Origin of the sequence: Methylorubrum populi (assembly GCA_036946625.1) — a bacterium.
Taxonomy (GTDB): domain Bacteria; phylum Pseudomonadota; class Alphaproteobacteria; order Rhizobiales; family Beijerinckiaceae; genus Methylobacterium; species Methylobacterium populi_C.
The window spans coordinates 1,553,252-1,577,938 of sequence record JAQIIU010000003.1; the positions used below are offsets into that span (position 1 = coordinate 1,553,252).

Sequence of the window (24,687 nt, forward strand, 5' to 3'; positions counted from 1 at the left end):
ATGCGGACCTACACGCTGCACGTTCCCGAGGGCGCCGTCCGCGGTGACGCCCGTGCGCTGGAGCGGGCGGAGATCGTGCGCGACGGCTTTTCCTGGGGCGCCTTCGCCTTCACGGTGCTGTGGTTCGTGCGCCATCGCCTCTGGCTCGCCGCGCTCCTCGTGCTCGCCGGTCTCGTCACGCTGGCGCTGGCCGGCCGGGCGCTCGGCCTGCCGACCTTCGCGGCGTTCGTCGTCGTCGTTCTGGCGAGCCTGCTGATCGGCATGGAGGCGTCGAGCCTGCGCCGCTGGACCTATGGCCGCCGGGGACGGCCCGCCCGCGACGCGGTGATCGCGGGCTCGCAGGAGGAGGCCGAGATGAAGGCCGCCGCCCGCTGGCTCGATGCGGAGGCGCCCGCCCGCCCGACGAACCCCGTCCGGCCGGTCCAGCGCCGCGACGAGGATGCGGTGATCGGCTTCTTCCCGGCGAGCGAGGGTGGACGGTGAGCGGGCAGACCGTCGCGATCATCGATTACGGATCGGGCAATCTCCACTCGGCGACGAAGGCCCTCGAGCGCGCGGCCCGCGAGGCCGGGCTCGACGGCACCCGCATCCTCGTCACCGACGTGCCCGAGACGGTGGCGGCGGCCGACCACGTGGTGCTGCCCGGCGTCGGCGCCTATGCCGATTGCCGCCGCGGCCTCGATGCCGTGCCCGGCATGGTCGAGGCCATGACCGAAGCGGTGCGGGAGAGGGCGAGGCCGTTCCTCGGCATCTGCGTCGGCATGCAGCTCATGGCGAGCCGCGGCCTCGAATACGAGGAGACGCCGGGGCTGGACTGGCTTCCCGGCGACGTCGCGCCGATCGAGCCCGCCGACCCGGCGCTCAAGATCCCGCATATGGGCTGGAACACGCTGCAGCTCGACCGCGAGCACGCCCTGCTCGACGGCATCGAGACGGGACCGGGTGGGCTTCACGCCTACTTCGTCCACAGCTTCGCGCTGCGGCCGGCCGAGCCGGCGGACGTGGTGGCCCATGCCGAGTATGGCGGTCCGGTCACGGCGCTGGTCGCGCGCGACAACGTGGCCGGCACGCAATTCCACCCCGAGAAGAGCCAGCGCCTCGGGCTGGCGCTGCTCGGCAATTTCCTGCGCTGGCGCCCCTGAGGGCGCCCGCTTTCCGACACATCGATTTCGGGCGAGCCAACGCGTGATCCTGTATCCGGCCATCGACCTCAAGGAAGGACGCTGCGTCCGTCTGGTTCAGGGCGACATGGCCCAGGCCAAGATCTTCAACGACGACCCCGGTTCGCAGGCCGCGGATTTTCAGACGCAGGGTTTCTCCTGGCTGCACGTGGTCGATCTCGACGGCGCCTTCGCCGGCGCCCCGCGCAACGCCGCGGCGGTCGATGCCATCCTCGCCCGCGTCAGCCTGCCGGTGCAGCTCGGCGGCGGCGTGCGCGAGATGCGCACCCTCGAAGGCTGGCTGGAGAAGGGCGTGAGCCGCGTCATCATCGGCACCGCGGCGGTGCGCGATCCCGCCTTCGTGCGCGAGGCCGCCCGCCGCCATCCGGGGCGCATCGCCGTCGGCATCGACGCCAAGGACGGCCGCGTCGCGGTGGAGGGCTGGGCCCAGACCTCCAGCATGACGGCGGAAGAACTCGGGCGCCGCTTCGAGGATGCGGGCGTGGCCGCCATCATCTACACCGACATCGCCCGCGACGGCATCCTCAAGGGCCTCAACATCGAGATGACGCTGGCGCTGGCCTCCGCCGTCAGCATCCCTGTGATCGCCTCGGGCGGGCTCGCCTCGATGGCGGATGTCGAGCGCCTGCTGGAGCCCGACTGCGCCGTGCTCGCGGGCGCCATCACCGGCCGCGCCCTCTACGACGGACGCATCGATCCGAAGGAGGCGCTCGCGGCGATCGCCCGCTCCAAAGGGGCCGCGACTTCGTGATAGGGTGCGGGCAGGAGGCTCGCATGAGCGCAGTGAAGGCCGCCGTCCCGACACGGCCCGGCACCGCCTACGAGGACGATTTCTACACCTGGACCCAGGAGCAGGGCGCGCGCCTGCGGGCTGCGGACTTCTCGGCCCTCGACCTCGCGAATCTGGCGGAGGAGATCGAGAGCTTGGGACGCAGCGAGTTCAACAGCCTCGTCGGCGCGTGGCGGGTGATCCTCCTGCACATGCTCAAGTTCGATCATCAGCCGGACAGGAGAACCCGAAGCTGGGCGATCTCGATCGCGGCGCAGCGCGGTGAGGCGGCGGATGTCCTGAAGGACAATCCGGGCCTGAAGCATCGGCTGCCGGAGGCGCTGGAGCGCGCCTATCGCGGCGCCCGCCTCGGTGCGTCGAAGGAGACGCGCATCCCGCTCAAGCGCTTCCCCGAGACCTGCCCCTATTCTCTCGACGAGATCCGGTCGCGGCTCTTCCCCGTCGATCCCGACGCCCCGACCCCCTGAAAGACGTCTCCGTGCTCAAGACCCGCATCATCCCCTGCCTCGACGTGAAGGACGGGCGCGTCGTGAAGGGCGTGCAGTTCCTCGAACTGCGCGACGCCGGCGATCCGGTCGAGTCGGCCAAGGCCTACGACGCGGCCGGGGCCGACGAACTCTGCTTCCTCGACATCACCGCGAGCCACGAGGATCGCGGCACCCTGCTCGACGTGGTGAGCCGCACGGCGGAAGCCTGCTTCATGCCGCTCACCGTCGGCGGCGGCGTCCGCACGGTCGCGGACGTGCGCACCCTTCTGCTCGCGGGCGCCGACAAGGTCGGCATCAACACCGCCGCCGTGAAGAACCCCGATTTCGTGGCCGAGGCGGCGGAGAAGTTCGGCGATCAGTGCATCGTCGTGGCGATCGACGCCAAGCGCGTCTCCGGCGCCGGCGAGGCCGCGCGCTGGGAGATCTTCACCCATGGCGGGCGCAATCCCACCGGCATCGACGCGGTCGAATTCGCCCGAACGGTCTCCGAGCGGGGGGCGGGCGAACTCCTCGTCACCTCCATGGACAAGGACGGGACGCGTTCCGGCTACGACCTCGCGCTCACCCGCGCCATCGCCGATGCGGTGAAGGTGCCGGTGATCGCCTCGGGCGGCGTCGGCGGGCTCGACGACCTCGTGGCCGGCGTGCGCGACGGCGGGGCGAGCGCGGTGCTCGCCGCCTCGATCTTCCACTTCGGCCAGCACAGCGTCGGCGAGGCCAAGGCCCACATGGCCGCGGCCGGACTTGCGATGCGGCTCGATCCGTAACGGGTATCGGCTGCGCCGATGCCCGGCGCCCCTTGACCGGGGCGCCGGGCCTGCGCAGGGTCCGGGAAGCCGGTGTCCGATCATGCGATGCCGCATGGTCCGGGTTCCGCTTGCACGCCTGATGACGAAGTTCAGCCTCGACGACCTCGCCGCCCTCGTGGACAGCCGGGCCGGCACCCCTCCCGAAAGCTCCTACACCGCCAAGCTCCTCGCCGAGGGGCCGGCCAAGGCGGCCAAGAAGCTCGGTGAGGAGGCGGTCGAGGCCGCCATCGCCGCGGTGCAGGGCGACCGCAGGGCGCTCGTCTCGGAGGCCGCGGACGTGCTCTACCACCTCGTCGTGACGCTGAAGGCCGTCGGCGTTCCGCTCGACGAGGTCATGGCGGAGCTGGGCCGGCGCACCGCCCAGAGCGGGCTCGCCGAGAAGGCTTCGCGGAGGCATGCATGATCGGCGCCCCGATCCCGCCGGCCGGGATCGAACCGGAGGAGCGCCAGAATCCGGTGACCGGCCAGGGGCCGGGCCGCCTCTCGCCCTACCGGATCTTCGCGCGGGAAGAATGGGCCCAGCTTCGCGCCGATACGCCGCTGACGCTGACCGCCGAGGATATCGGCCGCCTGCAATCCCTCAACGACCCGATCTCCATCGAGGAGGTCGTGGCGATCTACCTGCCGCTCTCGCGGCTGCTCTCGCTCTACGTCGCGGCGACGCAGGGTCTGTTCAAGGCGACGCAGCGCTTCCTGCTCGCCGAGCACGACGCCAAGGTGCCCTACATCATCGGGCTGGCCGGCTCGGTGGCGGTCGGCAAATCGACCACGGCGCGGGTGCTGAAGGCGCTGCTGGCCCGCTGGCCCAACACCCCGAAGGTCGATCTCATCACGACCGACGGCTTCCTCCACCCCAACGCCGAATTGCAGCGCATGGGCGCGATGGAGCGCAAGGGCTTTCCGGAGAGCTACGACAGCGCCGCGCTCCTGCGCTTCCTCGCCGACATCAAGGCCGGCCACAAGCGGGTCTCCGCCCCGGTCTATTCCCACCTCGTCTACGACGTGGTTCCCGGCGAGGAGCAGGTGATCGAATCGCCCGACATCCTGATCGTCGAGGGGCTCAACGTCCTCCAGCCGGCCCGCCTGCCGCGGGACGGCACCGCGATCCCCTTCGTCTCCGACTTCTTCGACTTCTCGATCTATCTCGACGGCCACGAGGACGACCTGCACCGCTGGTACGTCAACCGCTTCCTGCGCCTGCGCCAGACCGCGTTCCGCGATCCGCTCTCCTATTTCCGTAAATACGCCGAGGTCGCCGAGACCGAGGCCCTCGACATCGCCGACCGGCTCTGGACGACGATCAACCTGCCGAACCTGCGCGACAACATCCTGCCCACCCGCCAGCGCGCGAGCCTGATCCTGGCCAAGGGGCCGAGCCACCGCATCGAGAGCGTGGCGCTGCGGCGGTTGTGATCGGTTCGTCGGAACATTGCAGCAATCGATGACGCCCGCCTTTCTCTTGTCCAATCAAGCTTTGTTATTCTGAGGGTATTTGCTTGTCGTTGCTCATACTTCGGGCCGATGAGGTCTCGCAATTGACAGTTCGCCCGCGCTGGCCCTCCAGGCAGGTGATGGTCGAGGAATGCGTCTACTCCGCACTTGTCGATGTTCAGTCCCGAGCTCCCGAATCCGTATTGCGACTATCACTCGGCTGAATGCCGGGGAGGTGAGCCTCGTTCGACGATGAGCGGAACGCGACACGACCGATGAACCTCTGCGACGTCGCCGTTCTGCTTTCATTGTACTGGTCTGAGCCTGTTTGACCGGCCGCCGTGTCTTCGTCAAGCAACGGCAAGTCGAGAGGAAAGCCCTGCTCCCATCCTGAACCCTCATCCTGAGGTGCCGGAGCGCAGCGGAGGCCTCGAAGGGGGCTCCAGGAATCGCGCGGGGATCTGGAGCATCCTTCGAGGCCGCTCACGCGGCACCTCAGGATGAGGGTGGGGATGGGAGCACCGCAATCAAACAGGCTCTGAGATGCATCGAGCGGGAATCGCGCCTCTTTCGAGAAAGGGCACCTATGGGCGGGTCGTTTCAGGCCACGGCCCTTTCAAGTCCCTGAAACGGTCGGCTGCCGCACCACCTCGGCCGGTATGGACTGAAGCCTCATCGAGTCGATGAGCGATCGTTTCGATGGGGTGCCCGCTGGTGGAAAACACCGGGGACAACGCTGCAAACGGTTCAGCCTGCCCGCAAATTGCCCCGCGCTGCCCTGGGGATGCCACAACCTCGGCCGTGTTTGCGCCACATCCGAAGGCGTAACTGTTGCCCAGACGCCGCTGGCGCCATCACGAAGAGTGAGCGACGACAACGATGCAGGGCCGTACGATCGGATCGCCGCGGACCAACCGGACCCCTCGCAAGAGCGGGCGCCCCACCCCTTCCTCCGACGTCATCACGCTGAACGCCCGCACGGGCCGCGACCATGGCAGCCGCACGGCGCTGGTCCGCTCCGTCCTCTCGATGACCCTGCTCGCCGGGGGACTGAGCGCGATCCTGCTCAACGCCGGCACCGATCTCGGCCGGGCCGAGGCCTCGACCAAGGTGTCCGACCTGACCATGCCGAAGCCGCGTCTCCAGGCGCTGGCGCCCGAGGCGCCGGTCCCGTCGGTGCTCGCGGCCGCGTCGCGCTTCCGCCCGGTGGACGACCTCGACACCGAACTCGGCGCCAACACCGTCGATCGGGTCTCCTACGACTTCCTGCTGTCGCAGACCTCGACCGGCGACCCGAACGACATCCTCGAATTCGGGCCGATGAAGATCCGCCGCCACCTCGTCCAGACCATCGTCAAGGCGGCGCAGGCCGTCCAGACCGATCCGGTCCTGCTCATGGCGGTCGCCGACAAGGAGTCGAGCTTCATCACCGCGGTCCAGGCCAAGACCTCCTCGGCCACCGGCCTGTTCCAGTTCATCGAGCGCACCTGGCTCGGTGTGATCCGCGATTTCGGACCCAAATACGGGTACGAGAAGGAGGCCGTCGAGGTCGTGCCGGACGCCAACGACAAGCCGTCGATCCAGGATCAGGCCGAGCGGACCCGTATCCTCGACCTGCGCCGCGATCCCTATCTCTCCGCCGTCCTGGCCGGCGAGATGCTCAAGCGCGACGCCGCGCGCATCGCCCTGAAGATCGGCCGCGAGCTGACCCTCGGCGAGGTCTACCTCGCCCACTTCCTCGGGCCGGACGACGCCGAGAACTTCCTGTCCCGGGTGGTGGAGAAGCCGACCGCCGCCGCCGCGACCCTGCTGCCGGGCCCGGCCCGGGCCAACCGCTCGATCTTCTTCGCCGGCACCACCGGCCGGGGCCGCCACCGCAAGCCGGCCAGCCTCTCGGTCGCCCAGGTGCACCAGAAGTTCGAGGCGATGATGAGCGCCCGCGGCGACCGCTACCGCGACGTGCGCAGCGTGGCCGGTCTCGTCACCCTCGCCGACGCCGAAACGGCGCAGTAGGCCCACCGCGGCGGGTCCGCGACCGCGAAAATCTCCCTTCGACGGCAACTCGGCGGCCCCCGCCCGCTTTGTTGTCCTGTGCGGCGTCTCGGACCTCGGATTCCGCGAGGGGTCTTGATCGCCGCCCGGACGCGCGAGAGAGGATCGTTTCGCCTTGAACGACTCGTTTCGAGATCGATCGTATCGCGGCCAGGCCGCCGATCCCCTGATGCCGGGCATGCCGCTCGACCAGATCGGGCAGGCCCTGGCCTCCTGCTACGACAACCTCGTGGCGGAAGGCGTTCCCGATCATCTCGCCGCCCTGGTTCGGCGCGTGGACCATGCGGACCGCTCGGCGCCCCCGAAGGACGAACGCCCCGACGCCCGCATCGCCCTCGTCGTCGAGGACGAGCGCGATACCCGCGAGCTGGCCGAAAGCGTGCTCGAAGAGACGGAGATGCGCGTGATCGGCTGCGACAGCGCCGAGCGCGCGCTCACCGTGCTTCAGGAGCGCGGCGGCGACGTCGCCCTGGTCTTCGCCGATATCCGCCTCGCCGGCGCGATGGACGGGCTGCAGCTCGCCCGCGCCATCGCCACCCTGTGGCCGCGCACCCGGCTGGTCGTGACCTCGGGCGTCGCGCCGGAGCCCGGCGTGGCCCTGCCCGAAGGCGCGGTGTTCATCCCGAAACCCTGGCGCGCCCTCGACGTGCTGGCGGAGGCCGAGCGGGCCGCCCGCGACCCCTCGCCCCCCGTGAGCTGATTCGTTTCGAAGTTTCCGTCCGCGTGAAGACGGCGATCAGGCCGCGACCGCCTCGCGCCGCCGACGCCAGGGCAGAAAGAACAGGGCCGAGGCGATCAGGCCGAGAACGCCCGCACCGGCGCCGACATAGATCATCTCCCGATCGGTCTGCTCCTGATGCGCGTTGTCATCCAGGATGATGACGTTCTCGTCCGCCTTCGGCGATCCCGCATCGGCCGACGCGTACTTGATGGGGAGCGTGTCGGCGACGAGCCGATTCTCGACGATGAGCTGCCCCGCCAGCGCGTGCGAGATCGAGACGCCCTCGGCCTTGCGTTGGAGGCCGCCGGCATCCTGCCAACTCAGATCGAGCTTGTAGCTCGTGCCGCCCCGCCGCCGTTTGACCCGCGTCGCGCCGTCGATGCTCGCCTCGGCCTGAACCCCCGTCGCCATCACCTCCCGCCGCCGCTGGCCGTCCTGCCAGCAGCCGAAGGCGACGATCGGGCCGCCGACGGCGCAGAGAACCGCGAGCCACTTCAGTTTACCGAGGATCCAACCCACCATACTTTCAAGCCCTTCCAAGTTGCGAGGCGGTTACGCTAGGTCGTGCTTGCGGGGAAATCAAACCAGGATGCGATCAGATCTGCACCGGAGAGACTTTCTCTCGAAGAACCAGTGGTTTACCGGGTTCGGAGCGCGGGCGAATCGCAAGGCGGCGCCTGGATCGACTGGCCCGAAGGCGCGTTCCATGACGCTGCCGGCCGTCATGCGGCCTCGGGTACGGTCTCGCCTCGTCCGATGGTCTCGGAAGCGGTCGCTCCCGCGGCCGCGGAGACGTCGAGCCCGGAGCGATCACGACGCTACGGCCAAGCCGATGTGAGAGGCCGCACGGCCAAGCCGTTCAAAATCCGTAAACAGCCGGGAACCGACCAAGCACAGTCAGGCTTGTAACAGCAAAGATTACTGCACAGGTAGGCCCTTTCGATGAAGACCCTGGCATCTGTTCTCGCCGGCGTTATCGGCGTCTGTGTTCTCGCGACCGGCGCCGCCCGGGCGGCCCCCTACGATCCGTTCGGATCGAATGACGACACCTACGAGGAGCAATCCTCGCAGGGCGGCTGGCCCGTCTACGACCCCTATGCCGCGCGCGGCGGCTCCGGCACCCAGGGCTACGGCGAGGCCGAGGCCGCGCAGGCCCAGGTCGCCCGCATCCCCCGCGAGATCGTCGGGTACGGCAGCCGCTACGCGCCGGGTACGGTCGTCGTCTCCACCGCCGAGCGGCGCCTCTACTACGTGCTGCCGGATGGGCAGGCGATCCGCTACGGCGTCGGCGTCGGCCGGCCGGGCTTCACTTGGAGCGGCGTGAACAAGATCACCGCCAAGCGCGAGTGGCCGGGCTGGACCCCGCCCGCGGCGATGCTCGCCCGCCGCCCGGACCTGCCGCGCTACATGGCCGGCGGCATCGAGAACCCGCTCGGCGCCCGCGCGATGTATATCGGCAGGTCGGAATACCGCATTCACGGCTCCAACGAGCCGGACACGATCGGGCAGGCGGTCTCCTCGGGCTGCATCCGCATGACCAACGAGGACGTCACCGATCTCTATTCGCGGGTGAAGGTCGGCGCCACGGTCATCGTGAACTGAATCGTGCCGACGAGCGCCTGCCGGTCGTGCTCAGGCTCGAGGAGGTGGCGCTGCTTCCCGCGCAGGCGCCGATCCTGAGTGTCTCTCACGAAACTCCCGCTACGCTGTCGCGCCCGGAGCAGGCGCGGTCGGTGATCGGGAGTTTCGTGAGGCACTCTGAAGTACCGCGCCGCGCTCAGCCTCGCCTACGGCCTGCGCGTGTCCTTCCGACGAACGGGCTGCCGCCTCGTCGGAGTGCGCTTTCGAACTCATGCAATGAAAGCGTGCTCCAAAATTTCAAAGCACGGACACGACCTCTGATCATCATTATCAAAAGGCAGAAATTTCCGCCGTCCGAGTTAACGATGAAGCAGACATCGATCGATCAACCGTTTCTCTACGTCGCCATGGTGATAAACTTCGTCGATAGATAGCCTTCCAAGGCTTCCGGACCGCCCTCACTACCGTATCCGGAATCGCCAACGCCGCCGAACGGCGTCTCGGGCAGACCCAGCCCGTGATGATTGATGCCGAGCATCCCGCAGGCGATGTTCGCGCCGAGTCGGGTCGCCGTCCGGTTCGAGCAGGTGTAGGCGTAGGCGGCAAGGCCGAAGGGCAGGCGGTTGGCTTCCCCGAGCGCCTCGTCGAGATCCGAGAACGCTGCGATCGTCGCGACCGGGCCGAACGGCTCGTCGTTCAGGATGCGCGCAGTCTTGGGCACGTCGGTGAGGATCGTGGGCGCCATGAAGAAGCCCCGGTTGTGCGGGCGCCCGCCCCCAGTCGCGATCCGGCCGCCCGCGGCCTCGGCGTCGGCGATGAGCGCCTCCACGGCGAGGCGGCGGCGCTCGTGGATGAGCGGCCCCATCTGCACGCTCTCGTCGAGGCCGTCGCCGACGGTGATCGCCGCGGCGCGGGCGGCGAAGCGGTCGACGAACTCGTCGTAGACCGGGCGCTCGACGAGGAAGCGCGTCGGCGCGACGCAGACCTGCCCGGCGTTGCGGAACTTGTTGGCGGCCAGGATTTCGACCGCGCGCTCGATGTCGGCGTCGGCGCAGACGATCGCCGGGGCGTGCCCGCCGAGTTCCATCGTGACCCGCTTCATGTGCCGGCCGGCAAGGGCGGCGAGTTCCTTGCCGATGGCGGTCGAGCCGGTGAAGGAGATCTTGGCGATCTCCGGTGCCGGGATCAGATGGCCGGAGATCGCCGCGGGATCGCCGTAGAGCAGTCCGAGCGCGTCGCCCGGCACGCCCGCATCGAGCAGCGCCCGCACCAGCTCGGCACAGCTCGCCGGTGTGTCCTCGGGCCCCTTGAGGATTGCCGCGCAGCCGACGCAGAGGGCGGCGGCAACCTTGCGCACCGCCTGGTTGATCGGGAAGTTCCACGGGGTGAAGGCGGCGACCGGCCCGACGGGCTCGCGCACCACGATCTGCACCACCCCTTCCGCCCGCGGTGGGATCACGCGGCCGTAGGCGCGCCGGCCCTCCTCGGCGAACCAGTCGAGGGTGTCGGCCGCCGACAGCGTCTCGACCCGCGCTTCGCGCAGGGGCTTGCCCTGCTCCAGGGTCATCAGCCGGGCGATTCCCTCGACGCGCTCGCGCAGCAGGTCGGCGGCCCGGCGCAGGATGCGCCCGCGATCGAAGGCCGAGACGGCGCGCCATGTCGCGAAGCCGCGCGCGGCGGCCGCCAGCGCCCGGTCGAGGTCGTCGACGGTGGCCTTGGCGACCGCCCCGATCACCTCTCCGGTCGCAGGGTTGACGACCGGGATCGCGTCGCGGGCTTCCGCCGCGATCCAGGCGCCGCCGATCTGCAGTCCGGTGTTCGGATAGGCCATGGGTACTCGCATCCTTGTCCCGCGCCCGCCTTGCGAGTCGCCCGGGAAACCGCGTGATGGTTCCGTTTTGCTCCGCGCCGGCATCGGGCCCGGCACGGAGCGCTCGCTCTCGCTAGAAGTAGTATCCGATATTGACGAAGAACGCCTTTTTCCACTTGCTGTCGCCGCCCATGGCGAGACCGCTGGTGTATTGCCCAGCGCCGATATAGGGATCGTTTCGGCCGAACAGACCTTCGGTGTAGATGATGAGACTCGGATCGGCCGTCAGCGTCCAGATCGTGCCGAGAGTGAAGCGCTCGGAAGTGCTGAAATCGGCGCGATCCTTGAAGTAGGCGCTGTAGTTCAGATAGGGCACGATCGTGAACGGGCCGATCGGTTCGGCGACCTTGTAGGACACGTCGGCCGAGACGAAGTGGCCGCGCGTGGCCATGTTGTACGAGACGTCGAAGCCGCCGACCGTCAGCAGGTCGTTGCGGATCGGGTTCCTCGGATCGATGTCCTGGCGGACGTAGATCGCCTTGAAGCCCCACGGACCGCGGGTGGCGTTGAGATGCACGCTCTCGAGCTGCTTCGAACCGGTCTGGCGGGTATCGAAGTTGTAGATGCTCGAGTGCCAGATCGAGGCGCCGAGCGCGAGCGAGGCGACGTCGTTCTTGACGAAGAAGTATTCCGCCCGACCGATGAACATGTTCTCTTCGGCGTTGCGCGTCCCGAACGGGATGTAGCTGTCCGCGATGACGATGTTCGTCGAATAGCGCGCGCTGTCGCGGCTGATGCCGAACGCGTTCGGGTTGGCGCCCGGATAGAAGCCGAACTGGTAATTGAAGTCCGGCTCGACATGCGCGTACTTCAGCCCGAGATTGTAGACCTCCTCCACGCCCATCACGAAGCCGAGCGAGCCGAGAAAGGTGTTGGTGAAGTAGGGCGTCAGGCCGAACGGCACCTGATTCATGCCGAAGGTGAGGCTGTCCTCGGGCGTGAGCTTGAGGCCGAGATAGGCCCACATCGGAAAGTTCACCTCACCCGGATGGCCGTCGTAGCCGAAGCGCGGTCCGTAGAGGAAGCTGCCGCCGTAGAAGCGGTACTGCGCCGCGCCGAAGAGCGTGTCCGATTCGTAGACCGCCTTCAGGGAGAGCGTGTCGAAGGAGAAATGTTCCGACGTCTTGGCGACGCCGCCGCGGCTGACATCGTCGAAGCGCATGTCGTAGCGGACGCGGAAGGCACCGCCGAAGGTGAACTGGCCGACCGAGCCCGCCGCCGGTTCGGGGTTGGGGGTCGGGTCGGGCACCGCGATCGGCTGTTCGCGGTTGACCGGGCTCGGCTCGGCATCGATTTCCTGTGTCCCCTGATCCTGAGCGAGGACAGGATGGTCCTGCAAGAGCCCGACGCCCGTACAGAGGGCGAGAACGACTGCCAGCTTCATCGGCTTCACGGTGCGCGACCTCTCGCCTGTCAGGAGGATGGGATCCGCGCCGCGGTGGAGTCGGCCCACGGACGATGGATTGGGTTGAGCGCGACCTCCCGTCCGACCGCCAACGGCCGGACGAGATCAGGGCCGAAAGCCCAGGATCACGCGCCGGCCTCCATGCTCCGTCGTCCCGCGGACAAGCTTTCGCTTCATGGGGCCTCGAAGAGGTCACAGCACATGGGAAATCCGACGAACGCTTTGCTTCAGCGCTCGACGACCAGAAACATCGTCGTCATGACAGCACGTAAAAAGTGAAATACATCAGAATAACATCAATGATCACATCGCGATCCGCATGAATATTTGAAAATTCCCTGCAAACGCGCGAATCATCGACGGAATTTGCGTCGAACTCAGGAAGCCGGAGCAAAAGCTGCCCTTCCGCTTCGATGTCTTATCGTATTACGGAAGACCGTAAGATGGCAAGCCGTTTCGAAAGGCATACAGGTGAAATATTGATCTTTGTCGGAGAATTTTCAGACCATCGACTTGTCGCCGCCCGACATACCGGACCGAAGAACCGTCGATCCAAGTCGAGGGCGCCGCCCATCTGCACGGCGTCCTCGTCTCGGCGCACCGGCGACCGGCCGCATCGCGGCGGTGCCGGGTCAGTTCGGGAAGATCTGCGCCTGTTCCGGCCGCCAGGCCAGGGCGACCCGCTCGCCGACCCGGGCGCGACCGGCGCCGCAGGGGGTGCGGACCGTGAGGTTCTCGCCCCAGGCGGTGGCGACGCTGTACTGCATCGCCTCGCCGCAGAAGCTCGCCTCGTCGACGGTCCCGAAGATCGCCCCCGCCGGGGCGCTGCCGGGATCGTGCAGCCGGATCGCGTCGGGCCGCACCATCAGCACGCCGGTATCGGATTGGGCCGGCATCGCCCCCAATGACACGCCGCTCACGGGCGTCCCGTCGTCGAGGAGGATCGCTCCGTCCGCCCCACCGCGCTGCCGGTCGATGCGGCAGGGCATGAAGTTCGAGTGTCCGATGAAGCCGGCGACGAAGCGCGAGGCCGGCGCGTCGTAGAGGTCCCGCCCGGTGCCGAGCTGCTCGATCCGGCCCTGGCGGAACAGGGCGATCCGGTCGGACAGGCGCAGCGCCTCCTCCTGGTCGTGGGTCACGTAGAGGATGGTCACGCCGGTCTCGTGGTGGACCCGCTTGATCTCGTGCTGGAGTTCCTCGCGCAGGCTCTTGTCGAGGGCCGAGAGCGGCTCGTCCATCAGCAGGAGCGGCGGCTCGTAGGCGAGCGCCCGGGCCAGCGCGACGCGCTGCTGCTGGCCGCCGGAGAGCTGCGCCGGCTTGCGGTCGGCATGGGCCTCGAGATGCACGAGCTTGAGCATCGCCCTGACCCGGGCGTCGATGTCGGCCCGGTTCCAGCGCCGCACCTTGAGCGGGAAGCCGACATTCTCGGCGATCGTCATCTGCGGGAACAGGGTGTAGCGCTGGAACACCATGCCGATGTTGCGCTTGTTCGAGGGCGTGTTCAGGATCGAGCGGCCCTCGATCAGCACGTCGCCGGCATTCGGCTCCTGGAAGCCGGCGATGACGTAGAGCGTGGTGCTCTTGCCGGAGCCGGAAGGCCCGAGGAAGGTCACGAACTCGCCGCGGGCGACGTCCAGGGTGACCCCCTCGACCGCCACGACCGGGCCGTAGCTGCGCCGGATGCCGCGGATCGCCAGGAAGGGGTGGCTGGAGGGATGGCTGGACGGAGAGCTCATGCGCGAACGTCCTTCTTCAGCGCGGCGGAGAGCAGCATCAGCACGGCCGTGAGGGCGACGAGCAGCGTCGAGACGGCGGCGACGACGGGGGAGAGATCCTGGCGCAGCACGCCCCAGATCCGGACCGGAAGCGTCTGGATGTCCGGGCTCGCCATGAAGATCGCGACGACGACCTCGTCCCAGGAGGCGAGGAACGAGAACAGGGCGGCGGTGGCGATGCCCGGCATGATGCCCGGCAGGGTGACCCGGAGCCTCGCTTCGAGCGGCGAGGCGCCGCACAGCACCGCCGCGTCCTCGATCGACGGATCGAACCGCTCCAGGGCGCCGCTGATCGCGATCACCGAGAAGGGCAGGGCGAGCAGGAGGTGGGCGAGGACGAAGCCGACTTCCGTCCCGTTGAGCCGGAGCCTGAGGAACAGCGCGTAGAGCGCCACCGCCAGCACGACCACCGGCAGGATCATCGGCATCAGGAAGAGCGCCCGCACCGCCTCCCGGCCGGGAAAGCGACCGCGCACCAGGCCGAACGAGGCCGCCAGACCGAGCGCCACGCTCAGCACCGTGACCCAGGCGGCGATCCGCAGGCTCGTCAGGAAGGCGAAGATCCAGTCGGGATCGTCGAAGAGCTCCGCGTACCAGCGCAGGGTCCAGCCCGGCGGCGGGAACTGCATCCATTGCGAGTCGCCGAAGGACAGCGCGACGAGCACCAGGATCGGGAGCAGGAGGAACAGCCCGACCGCGAGGCCGATGCCGCCGAGCACGAAGCGCAGGGCGCCGAGGCGGGAATAGGTGAGAAGCATCGTTCCCTCCTCAAGCCGCGCCGCGGGTTCCGAAGAACCGGATCTGGAGCGTGTACAGGATCAGGGTAAGGACCAGCAGGATCGTCGCGGCGGCGCTGGCCAGCCCCCAGTCGAGCAGCGACTGGACGAGCTGCGCGATCAGTTCGGGCAGCATCATGTTGGCGGTGCCGCCCAGAAGCGCGGGCGTCACGAAGTAGCCGAGCGACATCACGAAGACCATGAGCGCACCGGAGGCGATGGCTCCGGAGACCATGGGCAGCAGGATGTGGACCAGGCACTGCCAGCGGGTGGCCCCGCACAGCGAGGCGGCCTGGAGCACGCTCGGATCGATCGTCCGCATGGCCGAGGCCAGCGGCAGCACCATGAAGGGCAGCATGATGTAGGTCATGCCGACGGTGACGCCGACGAGGTTGTTGGTCAGGGTGAGCGGCGCCGCGATCAGGCCGAGCCCCAGCAGGGCCCGGTTGATCAGGCCCGTCCCCTGGAGCAGCACCATCCAGGCGTAGGTCCGCGCCAGCAGGTTGGTCCACATCGACAGGACGACGATGCCGGTGAGCAGCCCCGCCATCCGGCGCGGCGCGACGGCGAGGAACCACGCCGTCGGGAAGCCGATCATCAGGGTTGAGGCGGTGACGAGGCCGGCGATCAGAAAGGTGTTGCCGAGCACCTTGAGGTAGGTCGTGCCGCCGAAGAAGGTGGCGTAGTTGGAAAGGCCCGGTGCCGGCTCGGTAACGCTGCGCAGGAGCAGCGCGAGCACCGGCACGACGAACAGCAGGGTGACGAGAACGAGGGCGGGCAGGACCGCGCCGAGGCCGCGCAGGCGACGGGTCCAGGGCGGTGGAGCGTCCGGCAGCGGCAGGGCCTGCATCCGTGCTGTGGTCATGACGGCTGCTCCGTTCCGCATCGAGCCCATCAACGCGCCTGCCACGCGTACCACCGCTTGCCGATCTCCTCGCGGTTCTTGGCCCAGTACTCCATGTTCAGGTCGATCTGCGTCGCCGCGTGCCGGTCCGGTAGGGTCTCGGCGACGGCGGGATCCATCAGCTTGGCCGAGCCGAGATTGATCGGGGCGTAGCGTGTGGCGGCGGCGAAGTCGGCCTGCTCCTTCGCTCCCGTGGCGGTGGCGAGGAACTCCATCGCGGCCTTCCGGTTGCGGCTGCCCTTGGGCACGACCAGCATGTCGGCGGTGGTGAGGTTCTGCTCCCAGGCGATCGCCACCGGCTGCCTGTCCTGTTCCAGGGCGGCGACGCGCCCGTTCCAGAACTGGCCCATCGCGACCTCGCCGGAGGCCAGGAGCTGCTGCGACTGCGCGCCGCCCGACCACCAGATGATCTCGGACTTGATGGTGTCGAGCTTGGCGAAGGCCCGGTCGAGATCGAGCGGGTAGAGCTTGTCCGGCGCCACGCCGTCGGCCAGCAGGGCGATCTCCAGCGCGCCCGGTGCCGACCACTTGTAGAAGGTGCGCTTGCCGGGGAAGGTCTTGGTGTCGAACAGGTCGGCCCAGCCCTTCGGCGCGGCCGGAAACGGCTTGGTGCCGTAGCCGAGGACGAAGGCGTAGTAGAAGCTGCCGACCGCGTGATCGGTCACGAAGCGGGGGTCGAGGGCGTCGCGCTTGACCACCGAGAAGTCGATCGGCTCCAGGAGCCCGTCCCGGGCGGCCTGGGCGGCGAAGTCGTACTCGACGTCGACCACGTCCCAACTGACGTTGCCGCTCTCGACCATCGCCTTGAGCTTCCCGTAATCGGTCGGGCCGTCCATCTGCACGCGCACGCCGCTGGCCTTGGTGAAGGGCCGGACCCAGGCGGTCTTCTGCGCCTCCTGGGTGGTGCCGCCCCAGCTCGTGAAGACGAGGCTGCCGGCGGCGGCCGCGGCCCGCGGCAGCAGGGAGGCGGCCGGCATCGCCGCCAGGGCGGCGCCTCCGAGCGCGGCGGCGCCGATGCCGATGATGGTCCTGCGCTTCATATTGGCCCCCTGTGGCTGCGATGCGAGTGGCTCGTATGGTCCGGCACGGGCTACGGATGGAACGGCGCGGCCCGGAGGATCTTGGATTCCATGGTCTCGATCAGCGCCTGGATCCTGGGCAGGAAGGCCACCCAGGCCGGATCGGCCGCGAGCGCCGCCCGCCGGGTCTCGCGCTCGGCGAGATCGCGATAGCCCCAGACGTGGACGATCTCGTTGAGCGGGCCGATCTCGGTCGCGTAGTAGCCGACGAGGTGGCCGAGATGGCCGCGCTGGATCGCGATGCCCTCCTCGCCGACGAGCTTGAGGTAGGCCGGAACGGCGCCCGTCTTGAGCCGGTAGGTCCGCATCTCGTAGATCACCGGCGCCTCCTCAGCGCATCACGAACGGATCGGGGATCGGCGCGTCGGAGGTGCGGATCCAGACCGACTTGGTGCGGGTGTAGTCGAGCATCGATTCGAGCCCGCCCTCGCGCCCGAGGCCCGAGAGGCCGAAGCCGCCGAACGGCACGATCGGCGAGATCGCCCGGTAGGTGTTGACCCAGACGATGCCGGCGCGCAGCCGCCGGATGCAACGGTGGGCCCGGGTCAGGCTCGCCGTGAACACGCCCGAGGCGAGGCCGAAGGGCGAGTCGTTGGCGAGCGCCACCGCCTCCGCCTCGTCCGCGAAGGGGATGACCGTGAGGACGGGGCCGAACAGCTCCTCGGCGGCGCAAGGGGTGTCGGGGTGCGCGTCGGCGATGATCGTCGGCAGGTAGTAGAAGCCTTCCGCGAACCCCTCCGGCCGCGCACCGCCGACGACGAGGCGCCCGCCGGCGGCGAGGCTCGCCTCGACCACCGCCTCGATATGCGCCCGCTGCCGCGCGGTCGCGAGCGGACCGACCTCGGTCTCGGGGTCGCCCGGCGCGCCGAGGCGGATCGCCCGCGCCTTCTCGGCGAGGATCGCGAGGAAGCGGTCGTGCACGCCGCGCTCGACCAGCAGGCGCGAGCCGGCGACGCAGCTCTGGCCGGCGGCGGCGAAGATGCCGGCGACCACCGCGTTGGCGGCGCTCTCCAGATCGGCGTCGGCGAAGACGAGCACCGGCGACTTGCCGCCGAGCTCCAGCGAGGTCGCCGCGAGGTTGTCGGCGGTGTTGCGCACGATGTGGCGGGCGGTGCCGGGGCCACCGGTGAAGGCGACGCGGGCGACGAGCGGGTGGCGCGTCAGCGGCGCGCCGCAGCCCGTCGCGTCGCCGGTCACGACGTTGACCACGCCCGGCGGGAAACCGGCCTCGTGCACCAGTTCGGCAAACGCCAGCAGCGGGGCGGGCGCCTCCTCCGAGGCCTTGAGCACGACGGTGCAGCCCGCCGCGAGCGCCGGCCCGAGCTTGACCGCCGACAGGAACAGCGAGGAGTTCCAGGGCACGATCGCCGCGACGACGCCGATCGGCTCGCGCCGGGTGAAGGCCTCCATGTCCGGCTTGTCCACCGGCAGGTGGGCGCCGTGCAGCTTGTCCGCGAGACCGCCGAAATAGCGGTAATACTCCGCCACGTAGCCGATCTGGCTGCGGGTCTCGCGGATGATCTTGCCGGTGTCGCGGGTTTCGAGTTCGGCCAGATGCCCCGCCCGCTCGGCGACGAGATCGGCCAATCGCATCAGCAGCGCGCCGCGCCGGGTCGGCACGAGGTCGGCCCAGGCCGGATCGCGTAGGGCCCGGTCGGCGGCCCGCACCGCCGCGTCGACATCGGCGGGGCTCGCCGCCGGCATCAGGGCCCAGGGGCGGCCGGTCGCCGGATCGAGGCTCTCGAAGGTCGCGGCCGGTTCGGGAAAGCGGCCGTCGATATAGGCGCGGAAGGTGGGCAGCATCGCGGGCGCGCTCACGCGAAGGCCGGCATGACGTCGCGGATGAACCGCTCCAGCGAGCGCTTCTTGCGGGCATGGCCGATGCCGCTGTCGATCCAGACCGAGTACTGGTCGTAGCCCATCGCCTCGTAAGCCTTGAGGCGGGCAATGACCGTATCGGGCTCGCCGATGACGAGGTTCCGGGCGATCGTGTCGGGCGCGTATTGCGGCATCGAGGCCTGGAGGTCGGCGTCGAGGCCGCGGATGAAGCCCTGCTCGATCGGGAGCTTGTTCTGGAACAGGGCGCCGAAGGCGCAGTAGAACCGGCTCAGATCCTCGCTCAGCCGTGCCGTGTCCTCGGGGGAATCCGACACGAAGGTGTGCTGCAGCAGCATGATCTGCGGGCGCGCCACCCCGGGCGCGTCGGCGCAGGCCTTGTCGAAGCGGCCGATCAGCGCCTCGACCTCGCCGTCGCCCGAGGCGAGCGGCGTGACCTGGACGTTGCAGCCGTTCTCGACGGCGAAGGCGTGGGAGTTCGGATCGCGCGCCGCGACCCAGACCGGGATGCCCGGCCTCTGGAGCGGCCTCGGTGTCGCGGTGGTCTTCGGGAAGCGCCAGAACTCGCCCTCGTGGGTGTAGTCGCCGGTCCACAGGCCGCGCAGGGCCGGGATCATCTCGCGCATCCGCTGGCCGGCGCCCCAGGCGTCGAGGCCGGGCATCAGGCGCTCGTACTCGAAGCTGTAGGCACCCCGGGCGATGCCGAGATCGAGCCGCCCGCCGGTGGCGAGATCGGTCATCGCCGCCTCCCCGGCGAGGCGGATCGGGTGCCAGAACGGCGCGATCACCGTGCCGGTCCCGAGCCGGATGCGCTCGGTGCGGGCGCCGAGATAGGCGAGGTTGATGAAGGGATTGGGAGCGATCGTGAACTCCATCCCGTGGTGCTCGCCGATCCAGGCCGCCTCGAACCCGCCCCGCTCCGCCGTCTGGACGAGGTCGGTCAGTTCATCGAACAGCTCGGCATGGGTGCGCGCGTCGTCGAAGCGCTCCATGTGGACGAAGAGAGAGAATTTCATGTCGGCCTCGGCGAGAAGGGGCTGTGCGCGACGGAGGTGGATGCGGGCGGCGGGCGAGGCGGCCCCGATCAGGCCGCCGGACCCGGGTGCAGGGTCTGGACCGTTCCCGCGGTGACGTTGCCCGCGTAGACGCCGAAGGCATTCTCCCGGCGCTCGCGGGCGTAGCGGTCGAGCATCGTCCGGACCGCCGGATCCCGGATCGGGCAGTTCGCGAGATCCGCGACCGGCCAGAGGCGGGTGCCGGGGCCGGTCTGGCCGGAGAAGCTCCCGCGATAGACGATCGAGGTCGGGGCGCCCGGCGTGCCGTGATCCTCGTAGACGGCGAACAGGAACCCGAGTTCGGCCGCGACGCTCAGGGACGCGAGCTTGCCGTGCAGGCTTTTCGGATCGGAGGACGGTTCGAGGCAGGGGGCCGAGGGCAGGGCGAGGCGCCCGTCGCGCTCCTCGACCAGAAGGATTTCGCCCTCCGATTCGAGGATAGCCCGGACCTCGCTGGAGCGGGCGCTGGCCGCCACCGCATCCTGGGCGAGACCGAACTCGACATAGGCGCCGCGGCAATAGCCGAGCGGCATCCGGTTGCTGCCGTCGAAATCGACCACTTCGCCGATGAGGATGTCGTGGTCGCCGGCCGCCACCACCTCGTGCAGGCGGCAGTCGAACCACGCGGCGCAATCCTCCAGCACCGGGGAGCCGGTGGCGCCCGAGGCCCAGGCGACCTGCTCGAACTTGTCGGGGCGCTTCGAGGCGAACACGCCGGACACGTCGCGCTGGTCCTGCGCCAGGATGTTCACGGCGAACCGCGGCGCGGCCTTGAACACCGGGTGGCTCGAGGCCGTGCGGGCGATGCAGATCGAGACGAGCGGCGGATCGAGCGAGACCGAGCTGAACGAGTTCGCGGTAAATCCCCGCGGCTCGCCGTTCTCCTGCAGCGTCGTCACGACGGTGACGCCGGTGGCGAAGGCACCGAGCGCGTTGCGGAAGCGCTTCGGCGCGGCGGTGGGCTCCTCCGCTTCGAGCGCGGCGAGGAAACGTGCGATCTCGGCATTGACCCTGGCCGCCCCGACCAGGGGCATCATGTGGCGCTCGCCCGACAGGACGAGCCCGCGGGCGCCCGGGACCGCCGCGGCCATCGCCCGCGTCATCTCGGGGGTGGAGTTGGGGTCGTGCTGGCCCGTCATGAACAGGGCCGGCACCGACAGGCCCGGGAGACGCCCGGCATAGGCGGCGTCGGCGGTGGCGAAGACCCGGTAGGCCAGGGCGTAGCCCTGCTCGTCGGCCCGTTCCAGCAGGCCCCGCATCCGCTCCGCCTCGTCGGCGAGATGCGGCGGCGCCGGGGAATCGAACCAGCGTGCCAACGTGGTCTCGACCCCGGGGCCGGCCTCGCCCGCCTCCAGGGCCTCGACCCGGCGCAGGACCGCCGCGCTCTGCTCGGCGCTGCGGCGGTAGACGGCGTTGAGCGCGGTGACGCTGGCCACCCGCGCGGGATGCGACAGGGCCGTCTCCAGCGCCACCATCGCGCCCATCGAGTGGCCGACCAGATGCGCGCGCCCGATCCCCAGCGCGTCGAGGACGCCGACGAGCTGGGCGGCGTAGTCCGCCAGATCCGGCCTGCCCTTCGGCAGGTCCGAGCCGCCATGGCCCATCATGTCGTAGGCGTGGACCGGCCGCACCCCGGCGAAGGCGGCGATCTGCGGCCGCCACACGGAGTGGTCGAGACCGACCCCGTGGATGAACAGGATCGGGGTCGCCCCCGTCTCGGCGCCGGCCGAGATGACGGCGGTGCGCCGACCCTCCCGGTCGGTCAGGACGGCGGGGGAAGCGGCCTCAGGCATCGCCGGCCTCGATCTCCCGCAGATCCTGGTAGCGGTCGCCGATGCGATGATGCGGGCGCCCGCCGACGGAGGCGCCCAGCGCCACCACGACCTCGTCGGGCGCCGGCGCATCGAGGATCGAGAACTGCACGGTGAGGTAATGCGAGCGCATGCCCTCGTCGTGCTTGTGCATCAGCGGGATCACGATCGGGCAATCCGGACCGCCGCGCGTGTTGGTGAAGCTCAGGTAGCTCTTGGCACCCACCGCCTGCCGGTAATGGTTGCCGAAGCGCAGGGTGTGGATCAGCGCCGAGGCGTGCTCGATCTCGCCTTCCGTGCCGACGACGGCGGCCTTGCCGTAGCCCTCGACCGCCTCGCCGGACCCGACGGCGCGGATGATCTCGGCGGTCAGCAGGGCGCCGAGCTCCGGCGCGATCCTGCGGATCTCGGGCCTGAGATCCTCGACGAAGCCCCGCCCCGCCCAGGGGTTCTTCAGGACGGCGGCGACGCCGAACAGCTTGAGCGGCTGCGGGGCGGACCGCCCGCCCTCGATGAAGGTGGTCTCTTGGTAAGCGACGAGCTTGCGGATCGACGACACGGGCATCTCCCTGCGATGGGGATGACAGTATTACGGTATACCATAAGACGGCAAGGTGTTTTCGGCATCATTCTGCTTATTTTGCGAGCCATGATGCATCGCAAGCGATCTTCTTGCACTGCAAGGGGCAGCTTTTCACGATATAGGCCAGCCGGTTCAGCCCGAGACCGTTCGGTCACGGCCGGCAATGCGCACAAAATTTTTGCATTGCATGGTATCCCGGGGAGCCGGCGCTGGCCCGCATCGTCGGGAAGACGGGCGCTTGCAGGCCGGGCCTCGCACGGCCTATCGCGGCGGATGCGGACGGAGCCGTATCGATTCGGCGCGTATCCGAGGTGTGGGGTACCCGCCCACGATCTCGCCGCGAGGGTGCACGAGGGACGGGCGAGGCAGGAAGCAGACTTCGATGGTGGCGGGGATTCTACGAGTCGAGCGGGAAACGAAGTCGCTGCGCGAGATGACGCTCGACAAGATGCGTCGGGCGATCCTCGACCAGCATTTCAAGCCCGGCGACCGCTTGGTCGAGCGCGAACTGTGCGACCAGCTCGCCGTCAGCCGCTCCGTCGTCCGCGAAGTGCTCCGGCACCTCGAGGCCGAAGGCATCGTCGAGATCGTGCCCAACCGCGGTCCGATCGTGGCGGTGCTCACCCGGGCACAGGCGCGCCAGATCTACGAGGTGCGCGGCTATCTTGAGGCGCTGGCCGCACGGGGCTGCGCCGAAGGCTCCGATGCGCCTGCGGTGGCGGATACGCTGGATGCCAGCCTGGAACGCATCGCCCATGGCTACGCGACCAAGGACGCCGCCCTGATCCTGGAAGCGACCGCGCAGTTCTACGAGCGCATGTTCCTGGCGAGCGGCCGGGAGATCGCCTGGGACATCGTGTCGGCGCTGCACATGCGCATCACGCATCTGCGCTCGATCACCATCGCCACGCCTGGCCGCGCCACGGACGGCCCCGAGGAGATGCGGCGGATCGTGGCCGCGATCCGGGCTCGTGACGGAGAGGCCGCGTTCCAGGCCAGCCTCTCGCATGTCGAGCGCGCCGAGCAACTGGCGCTTGCCGAGATCAACCCCTAGGAGCCCGTCCGAGTCAGAGCCTGTTTGACTGCAGTGATCCCATCTCGCCCCTCATCCTGAGGTGCCGCGTGAGCGGCCTCGAAGGGTGTTCCAGATCCCGCGCGATTTCTGGAGCACCCTTCGAGGCCTCCGCTGCGCTCCGGCACCTTAGGATGAGGGTGGGGATGGGAGTAGGACCTTCCCTCGCCTTGCCGTTGCCTGACGAAGACACGGCGGCCGGTCAAACAGGCTCTCAGTGTCTCGACGGCGAGGCTGCTGGGTGATTCACTCGGCTCATGGTCTAAGGTGTTTCGCTCCTGGGACGTCGATCAGAACTGGTTGCTGCCGCCAACGTCCCGCATGCGCACACCGACGCCTTCGCAAACGCACGAAAAGGGCCGCACCGGACATCTCCGGAGCGGCCCTTTTCGTGCGTCGTCCCGGCGCCGGGGGAGCGCGTGGGTCAGGGCGCGACGCGGCCGACCGCCGTGCGCGGGCCGTTCAGGAACGAGACGGGCATGTCGCAGAAGCAGCGGGCGCCCAAGGGGCGCGGACCCGGCAGCGGGCAGGAAAAGGGCTGAAGCCCGCTGATGCCGGATTGCACCGCGTCGCAGTTCAGGCCCATGGCCCTGCGCGGCGGCGGGCCGCCCCAATCGCGATAGGCGCGGGGCCGCGGCGGCGGGGCGTCGTAGCCCTCGTCGTCGTACTGCGCGTGGGCGGGGGCGAGGCTTCCGGCGAAGGCGACCAGGGCCGCGATGCCGAGGGTACGGACGGGACGCATGATGTCGGGCTCTCCGCTCGATGGACCTCGCTGAACCGCAGATCGCCCACTTCGGAGCGACGTGAGATTCGCGAGAGATTAGGGGCCGCTCCGCGATGGAGCCGGCGACGCATCGAGCCTTGCGGCGCCCGGGCGGCGGAAAAGTGGCGAAGCCGGCTTCGAACGGAAACGGCCCGCTCCGTCGGGAGCGGGCCGTCGGATCGTGCGCGGCGCGGGACGAGCGCCGCGGAGGACGGATCAGGACGTCGCCTTCTGCGCGTCGTTGGCGTTCTCGCGGGCGGTCTCGACGCCCTGCTCGTAGGCCTGGCGGGCCTCGGCGGCTCCCTGCTGCATGGCGCTCTTGGCGTTCTCGGCGCTCTGCTGGAACGCGCTCTGGGCGAGACCGCCGAACTCCTTGGCCTGCGCCTGGATCGCGGCGAACTGCGCACGCACGAACTCGGCCTGGTGCTGCATCGCCTCCTGAACGTCGCGCGAGCGGACGAGCTTCTGCGCCAGGTCGAACGCGGCGTTGACGTTCTGCTCGGCGTACTCGAAACCGCGGCTGGAGATGCTGGTCGCGTTGGCGCGGGCGAGATCGGTCGAGCCCTGCACCGTGTCCGCGGTGCGGCGGGCGGCACCGATGAACGAGTCGAAGGCCTTCCGGGCCTGCTCGACGCTCTTCTCGGCGAAGTCGCGCATCTCGGTGGGGATCTCGTAATTCGGGGTGCTGCTCATGCCTGTCTCCTC

General features: G+C 69.2%; 25 protein-coding genes. 11 read left to right on the top strand and 14 right to left on the bottom strand.

Features of this window, described 5'->3' with window-relative positions:
- The 9 genes from PGN25_18785 to PGN25_18825 all read left to right on the top strand — a co-directional run bounded on the left by PGN25_18785 (position 1) and on the right by PGN25_18825 (position 7,451).
- Positions 1-483 carry a DUF2628 domain-containing protein gene (locus PGN25_18785; protein ID MEH3119566.1) on the top strand — a complete coding sequence of 161 codons (483 nt, stop codon included), beginning with the start codon at positions 1-3 and terminating at the stop codon, positions 481-483.
- On the top strand, positions 480-1,142 hold the full coding sequence (gene hisH, locus PGN25_18790; protein MEH3119567.1) for an imidazole glycerol phosphate synthase subunit HisH: 663 nt from the start codon (positions 480-482) through the stop codon (positions 1,140-1,142). Before PGN25_18785 ends, hisH begins: the two co-directional genes overlap by 4 nt.
- 43 nt (positions 1,143-1,185) lie before the next feature.
- Positions 1,186-1,932, top strand: coding sequence for a 1-(5-phosphoribosyl)-5-[(5-phosphoribosylamino)methylideneamino]imidazole-4-carboxamide isomerase (gene hisA, locus PGN25_18795; GenBank protein MEH3119568.1), 747 nt, complete (start codon positions 1,186-1,188; stop codon positions 1,930-1,932).
- 23 nt (positions 1,933-1,955) lie between these two features.
- On the top strand, positions 1,956-2,438 hold the full coding sequence (locus PGN25_18800; protein MEH3119569.1) for a DUF29 domain-containing protein: 483 nt from the start codon (positions 1,956-1,958) through the stop codon (positions 2,436-2,438).
- An 11-nt stretch (positions 2,439-2,449) separates the two neighbouring features.
- Entirely contained in the window at positions 2,450-3,226 is a 777-nt protein-coding gene (gene hisF / locus PGN25_18805; GenBank protein MEH3119570.1) for an imidazole glycerol phosphate synthase subunit HisF, read from the top strand.
- 121 nt (positions 3,227-3,347) lie between these two features.
- Positions 3,348-3,671, top strand: a complete 324-nt coding sequence (locus PGN25_18810; GenBank protein MEH3119571.1) for a phosphoribosyl-ATP diphosphatase — start codon at positions 3,348-3,350, stop codon at positions 3,669-3,671.
- Complete coding sequence (gene coaA, locus PGN25_18815) at positions 3,668-4,681, top strand: type I pantothenate kinase (GenBank protein ID MEH3119572.1); 1,014 nt, start codon at positions 3,668-3,670, stop codon at positions 4,679-4,681. The genes PGN25_18810 and coaA overlap by 4 nt, the downstream gene beginning before the upstream one ends.
- 897 nt (positions 4,682-5,578) lie before the next feature.
- Complete coding sequence (locus PGN25_18820) at positions 5,579-6,712, top strand: transglycosylase SLT domain-containing protein (GenBank protein ID MEH3119573.1); 1,134 nt, start codon at positions 5,579-5,581, stop codon at positions 6,710-6,712.
- A gap of 217 nt (positions 6,713-6,929) precedes the next feature.
- Entirely contained in the window at positions 6,930-7,451 is a 522-nt protein-coding gene (locus PGN25_18825; GenBank protein MEH3119574.1) for a response regulator, read from the top strand.
- Between the two features lie 36 nt (positions 7,452-7,487).
- Here PGN25_18825 and PGN25_18830 read toward each other — a convergent pair whose 3' ends face one another.
- Positions 7,488-7,994 (bottom strand): hypothetical protein, encoded by a 507-nt coding sequence (locus tag PGN25_18830; GenBank protein MEH3119575.1) that lies wholly within the window; start codon positions 7,992-7,994, stop codon positions 7,488-7,490.
- 420 nt (positions 7,995-8,414) lie between these two features.
- Between PGN25_18830 and PGN25_18835 the strand changes: the two genes are divergently transcribed.
- Positions 8,415-9,074: a L,D-transpeptidase gene (locus tag PGN25_18835; GenBank protein MEH3119576.1), complete on the top strand. Its 660-nt coding sequence runs from the start codon at positions 8,415-8,417 to the stop codon at positions 9,072-9,074.
- Positions 9,075-9,450: 376 nt separating this feature from the next.
- Here the strand turns inward: PGN25_18835 and PGN25_18840 are convergent, their stop codons facing one another.
- From PGN25_18840 to PGN25_18890, 11 genes are all read right to left on the bottom strand, one after another.
- Positions 9,451-10,884 carry an NAD-dependent succinate-semialdehyde dehydrogenase gene (locus PGN25_18840; protein ID MEH3119577.1) on the bottom strand — a complete coding sequence of 478 codons (1,434 nt, stop codon included), beginning with the start codon at positions 10,882-10,884 and terminating at the stop codon, positions 9,451-9,453.
- Between the two features lie 112 nt (positions 10,885-10,996).
- A complete protein-coding gene (locus PGN25_18845) occupies positions 10,997-12,316 on the bottom strand; it encodes a hypothetical protein (protein MEH3119578.1) in 1,320 nt (439 codons plus the stop codon).
- 644 nt (positions 12,317-12,960) lie between these two features.
- Complete coding sequence (locus PGN25_18850; GenBank protein MEH3119579.1) at positions 12,961-14,064, bottom strand: ABC transporter ATP-binding protein; 1,104 nt, start codon at positions 14,062-14,064, stop codon at positions 12,961-12,963.
- A complete protein-coding gene (locus PGN25_18855; protein MEH3119580.1) occupies positions 14,061-14,861 on the bottom strand; it encodes an ABC transporter permease in 801 nt (266 codons plus the stop codon). The genes PGN25_18850 and PGN25_18855 overlap by 4 nt, the downstream gene beginning before the upstream one ends.
- Positions 14,862-14,871: 10 nt before the next feature.
- Positions 14,872-15,744 carry an ABC transporter permease gene (locus tag PGN25_18860; GenBank protein MEH3119581.1) on the bottom strand — a complete coding sequence of 291 codons (873 nt, stop codon included), beginning with the start codon at positions 15,742-15,744 and terminating at the stop codon, positions 14,872-14,874.
- 29 nt (positions 15,745-15,773) lie between these two features.
- On the bottom strand, positions 15,774-16,760 hold the full coding sequence (locus PGN25_18865; protein ID MEH3119582.1) for an ABC transporter substrate-binding protein: 987 nt from the start codon (positions 16,758-16,760) through the stop codon (positions 15,774-15,776).
- A 113-nt stretch (positions 16,761-16,873) separates the two neighbouring features.
- Positions 16,874-17,182 carry an NIPSNAP family protein gene (locus PGN25_18870; GenBank protein MEH3119583.1) on the bottom strand — a complete coding sequence of 103 codons (309 nt, stop codon included), beginning with the start codon at positions 17,180-17,182 and terminating at the stop codon, positions 16,874-16,876.
- Between the two features lie 10 nt (positions 17,183-17,192).
- Positions 17,193-18,662 carry an aldehyde dehydrogenase gene (locus tag PGN25_18875; GenBank protein MEH3119584.1) on the bottom strand — a complete coding sequence of 490 codons (1,470 nt, stop codon included), beginning with the start codon at positions 18,660-18,662 and terminating at the stop codon, positions 17,193-17,195.
- Between the two features lie 14 nt (positions 18,663-18,676).
- On the bottom strand, positions 18,677-19,714 hold the full coding sequence (locus PGN25_18880) for an LLM class flavin-dependent oxidoreductase (GenBank protein ID MEH3119585.1): 1,038 nt from the start codon (positions 19,712-19,714) through the stop codon (positions 18,677-18,679).
- 68 nt (positions 19,715-19,782) lie between these two features.
- The gene (locus tag PGN25_18885; GenBank protein MEH3119586.1) at positions 19,783-21,546 is read right to left on the bottom strand and encodes an alpha/beta fold hydrolase; all 1,764 of its coding nucleotides are present in this window, start codon (positions 21,544-21,546) and stop codon (positions 19,783-19,785) included.
- Entirely contained in the window at positions 21,539-22,129 is a 591-nt protein-coding gene (locus PGN25_18890) for an amino acid synthesis family protein (protein ID MEH3119587.1), read from the bottom strand. Before PGN25_18890 ends, PGN25_18885 begins: the two co-directional genes overlap by 8 nt.
- Before the next feature lie 400 nt (positions 22,130-22,529).
- Here PGN25_18890 and PGN25_18895 point away from each other — a divergent pair, with 400 nt between their 5' ends.
- A complete protein-coding gene (locus tag PGN25_18895) occupies positions 22,530-23,201 on the top strand; it encodes a GntR family transcriptional regulator (GenBank protein ID MEH3119588.1) in 672 nt (223 codons plus the stop codon).
- 442 nt (positions 23,202-23,643) lie between these two features.
- Here PGN25_18895 and PGN25_18900 read toward each other — a convergent pair whose 3' ends face one another.
- Together PGN25_18900 and PGN25_18905 are read right to left on the bottom strand one after the other, a co-directional pair.
- On the bottom strand, positions 23,644-23,961 hold the full coding sequence (locus tag PGN25_18900; GenBank protein MEH3119589.1) for a hypothetical protein: 318 nt from the start codon (positions 23,959-23,961) through the stop codon (positions 23,644-23,646).
- Between the two features lie 237 nt (positions 23,962-24,198).
- Positions 24,199-24,675 carry a phasin gene (locus tag PGN25_18905; GenBank protein ID MEH3119590.1) on the bottom strand — a complete coding sequence of 159 codons (477 nt, stop codon included), beginning with the start codon at positions 24,673-24,675 and terminating at the stop codon, positions 24,199-24,201.
- Positions 24,676-24,687 lie beyond the last annotated feature (12 nt).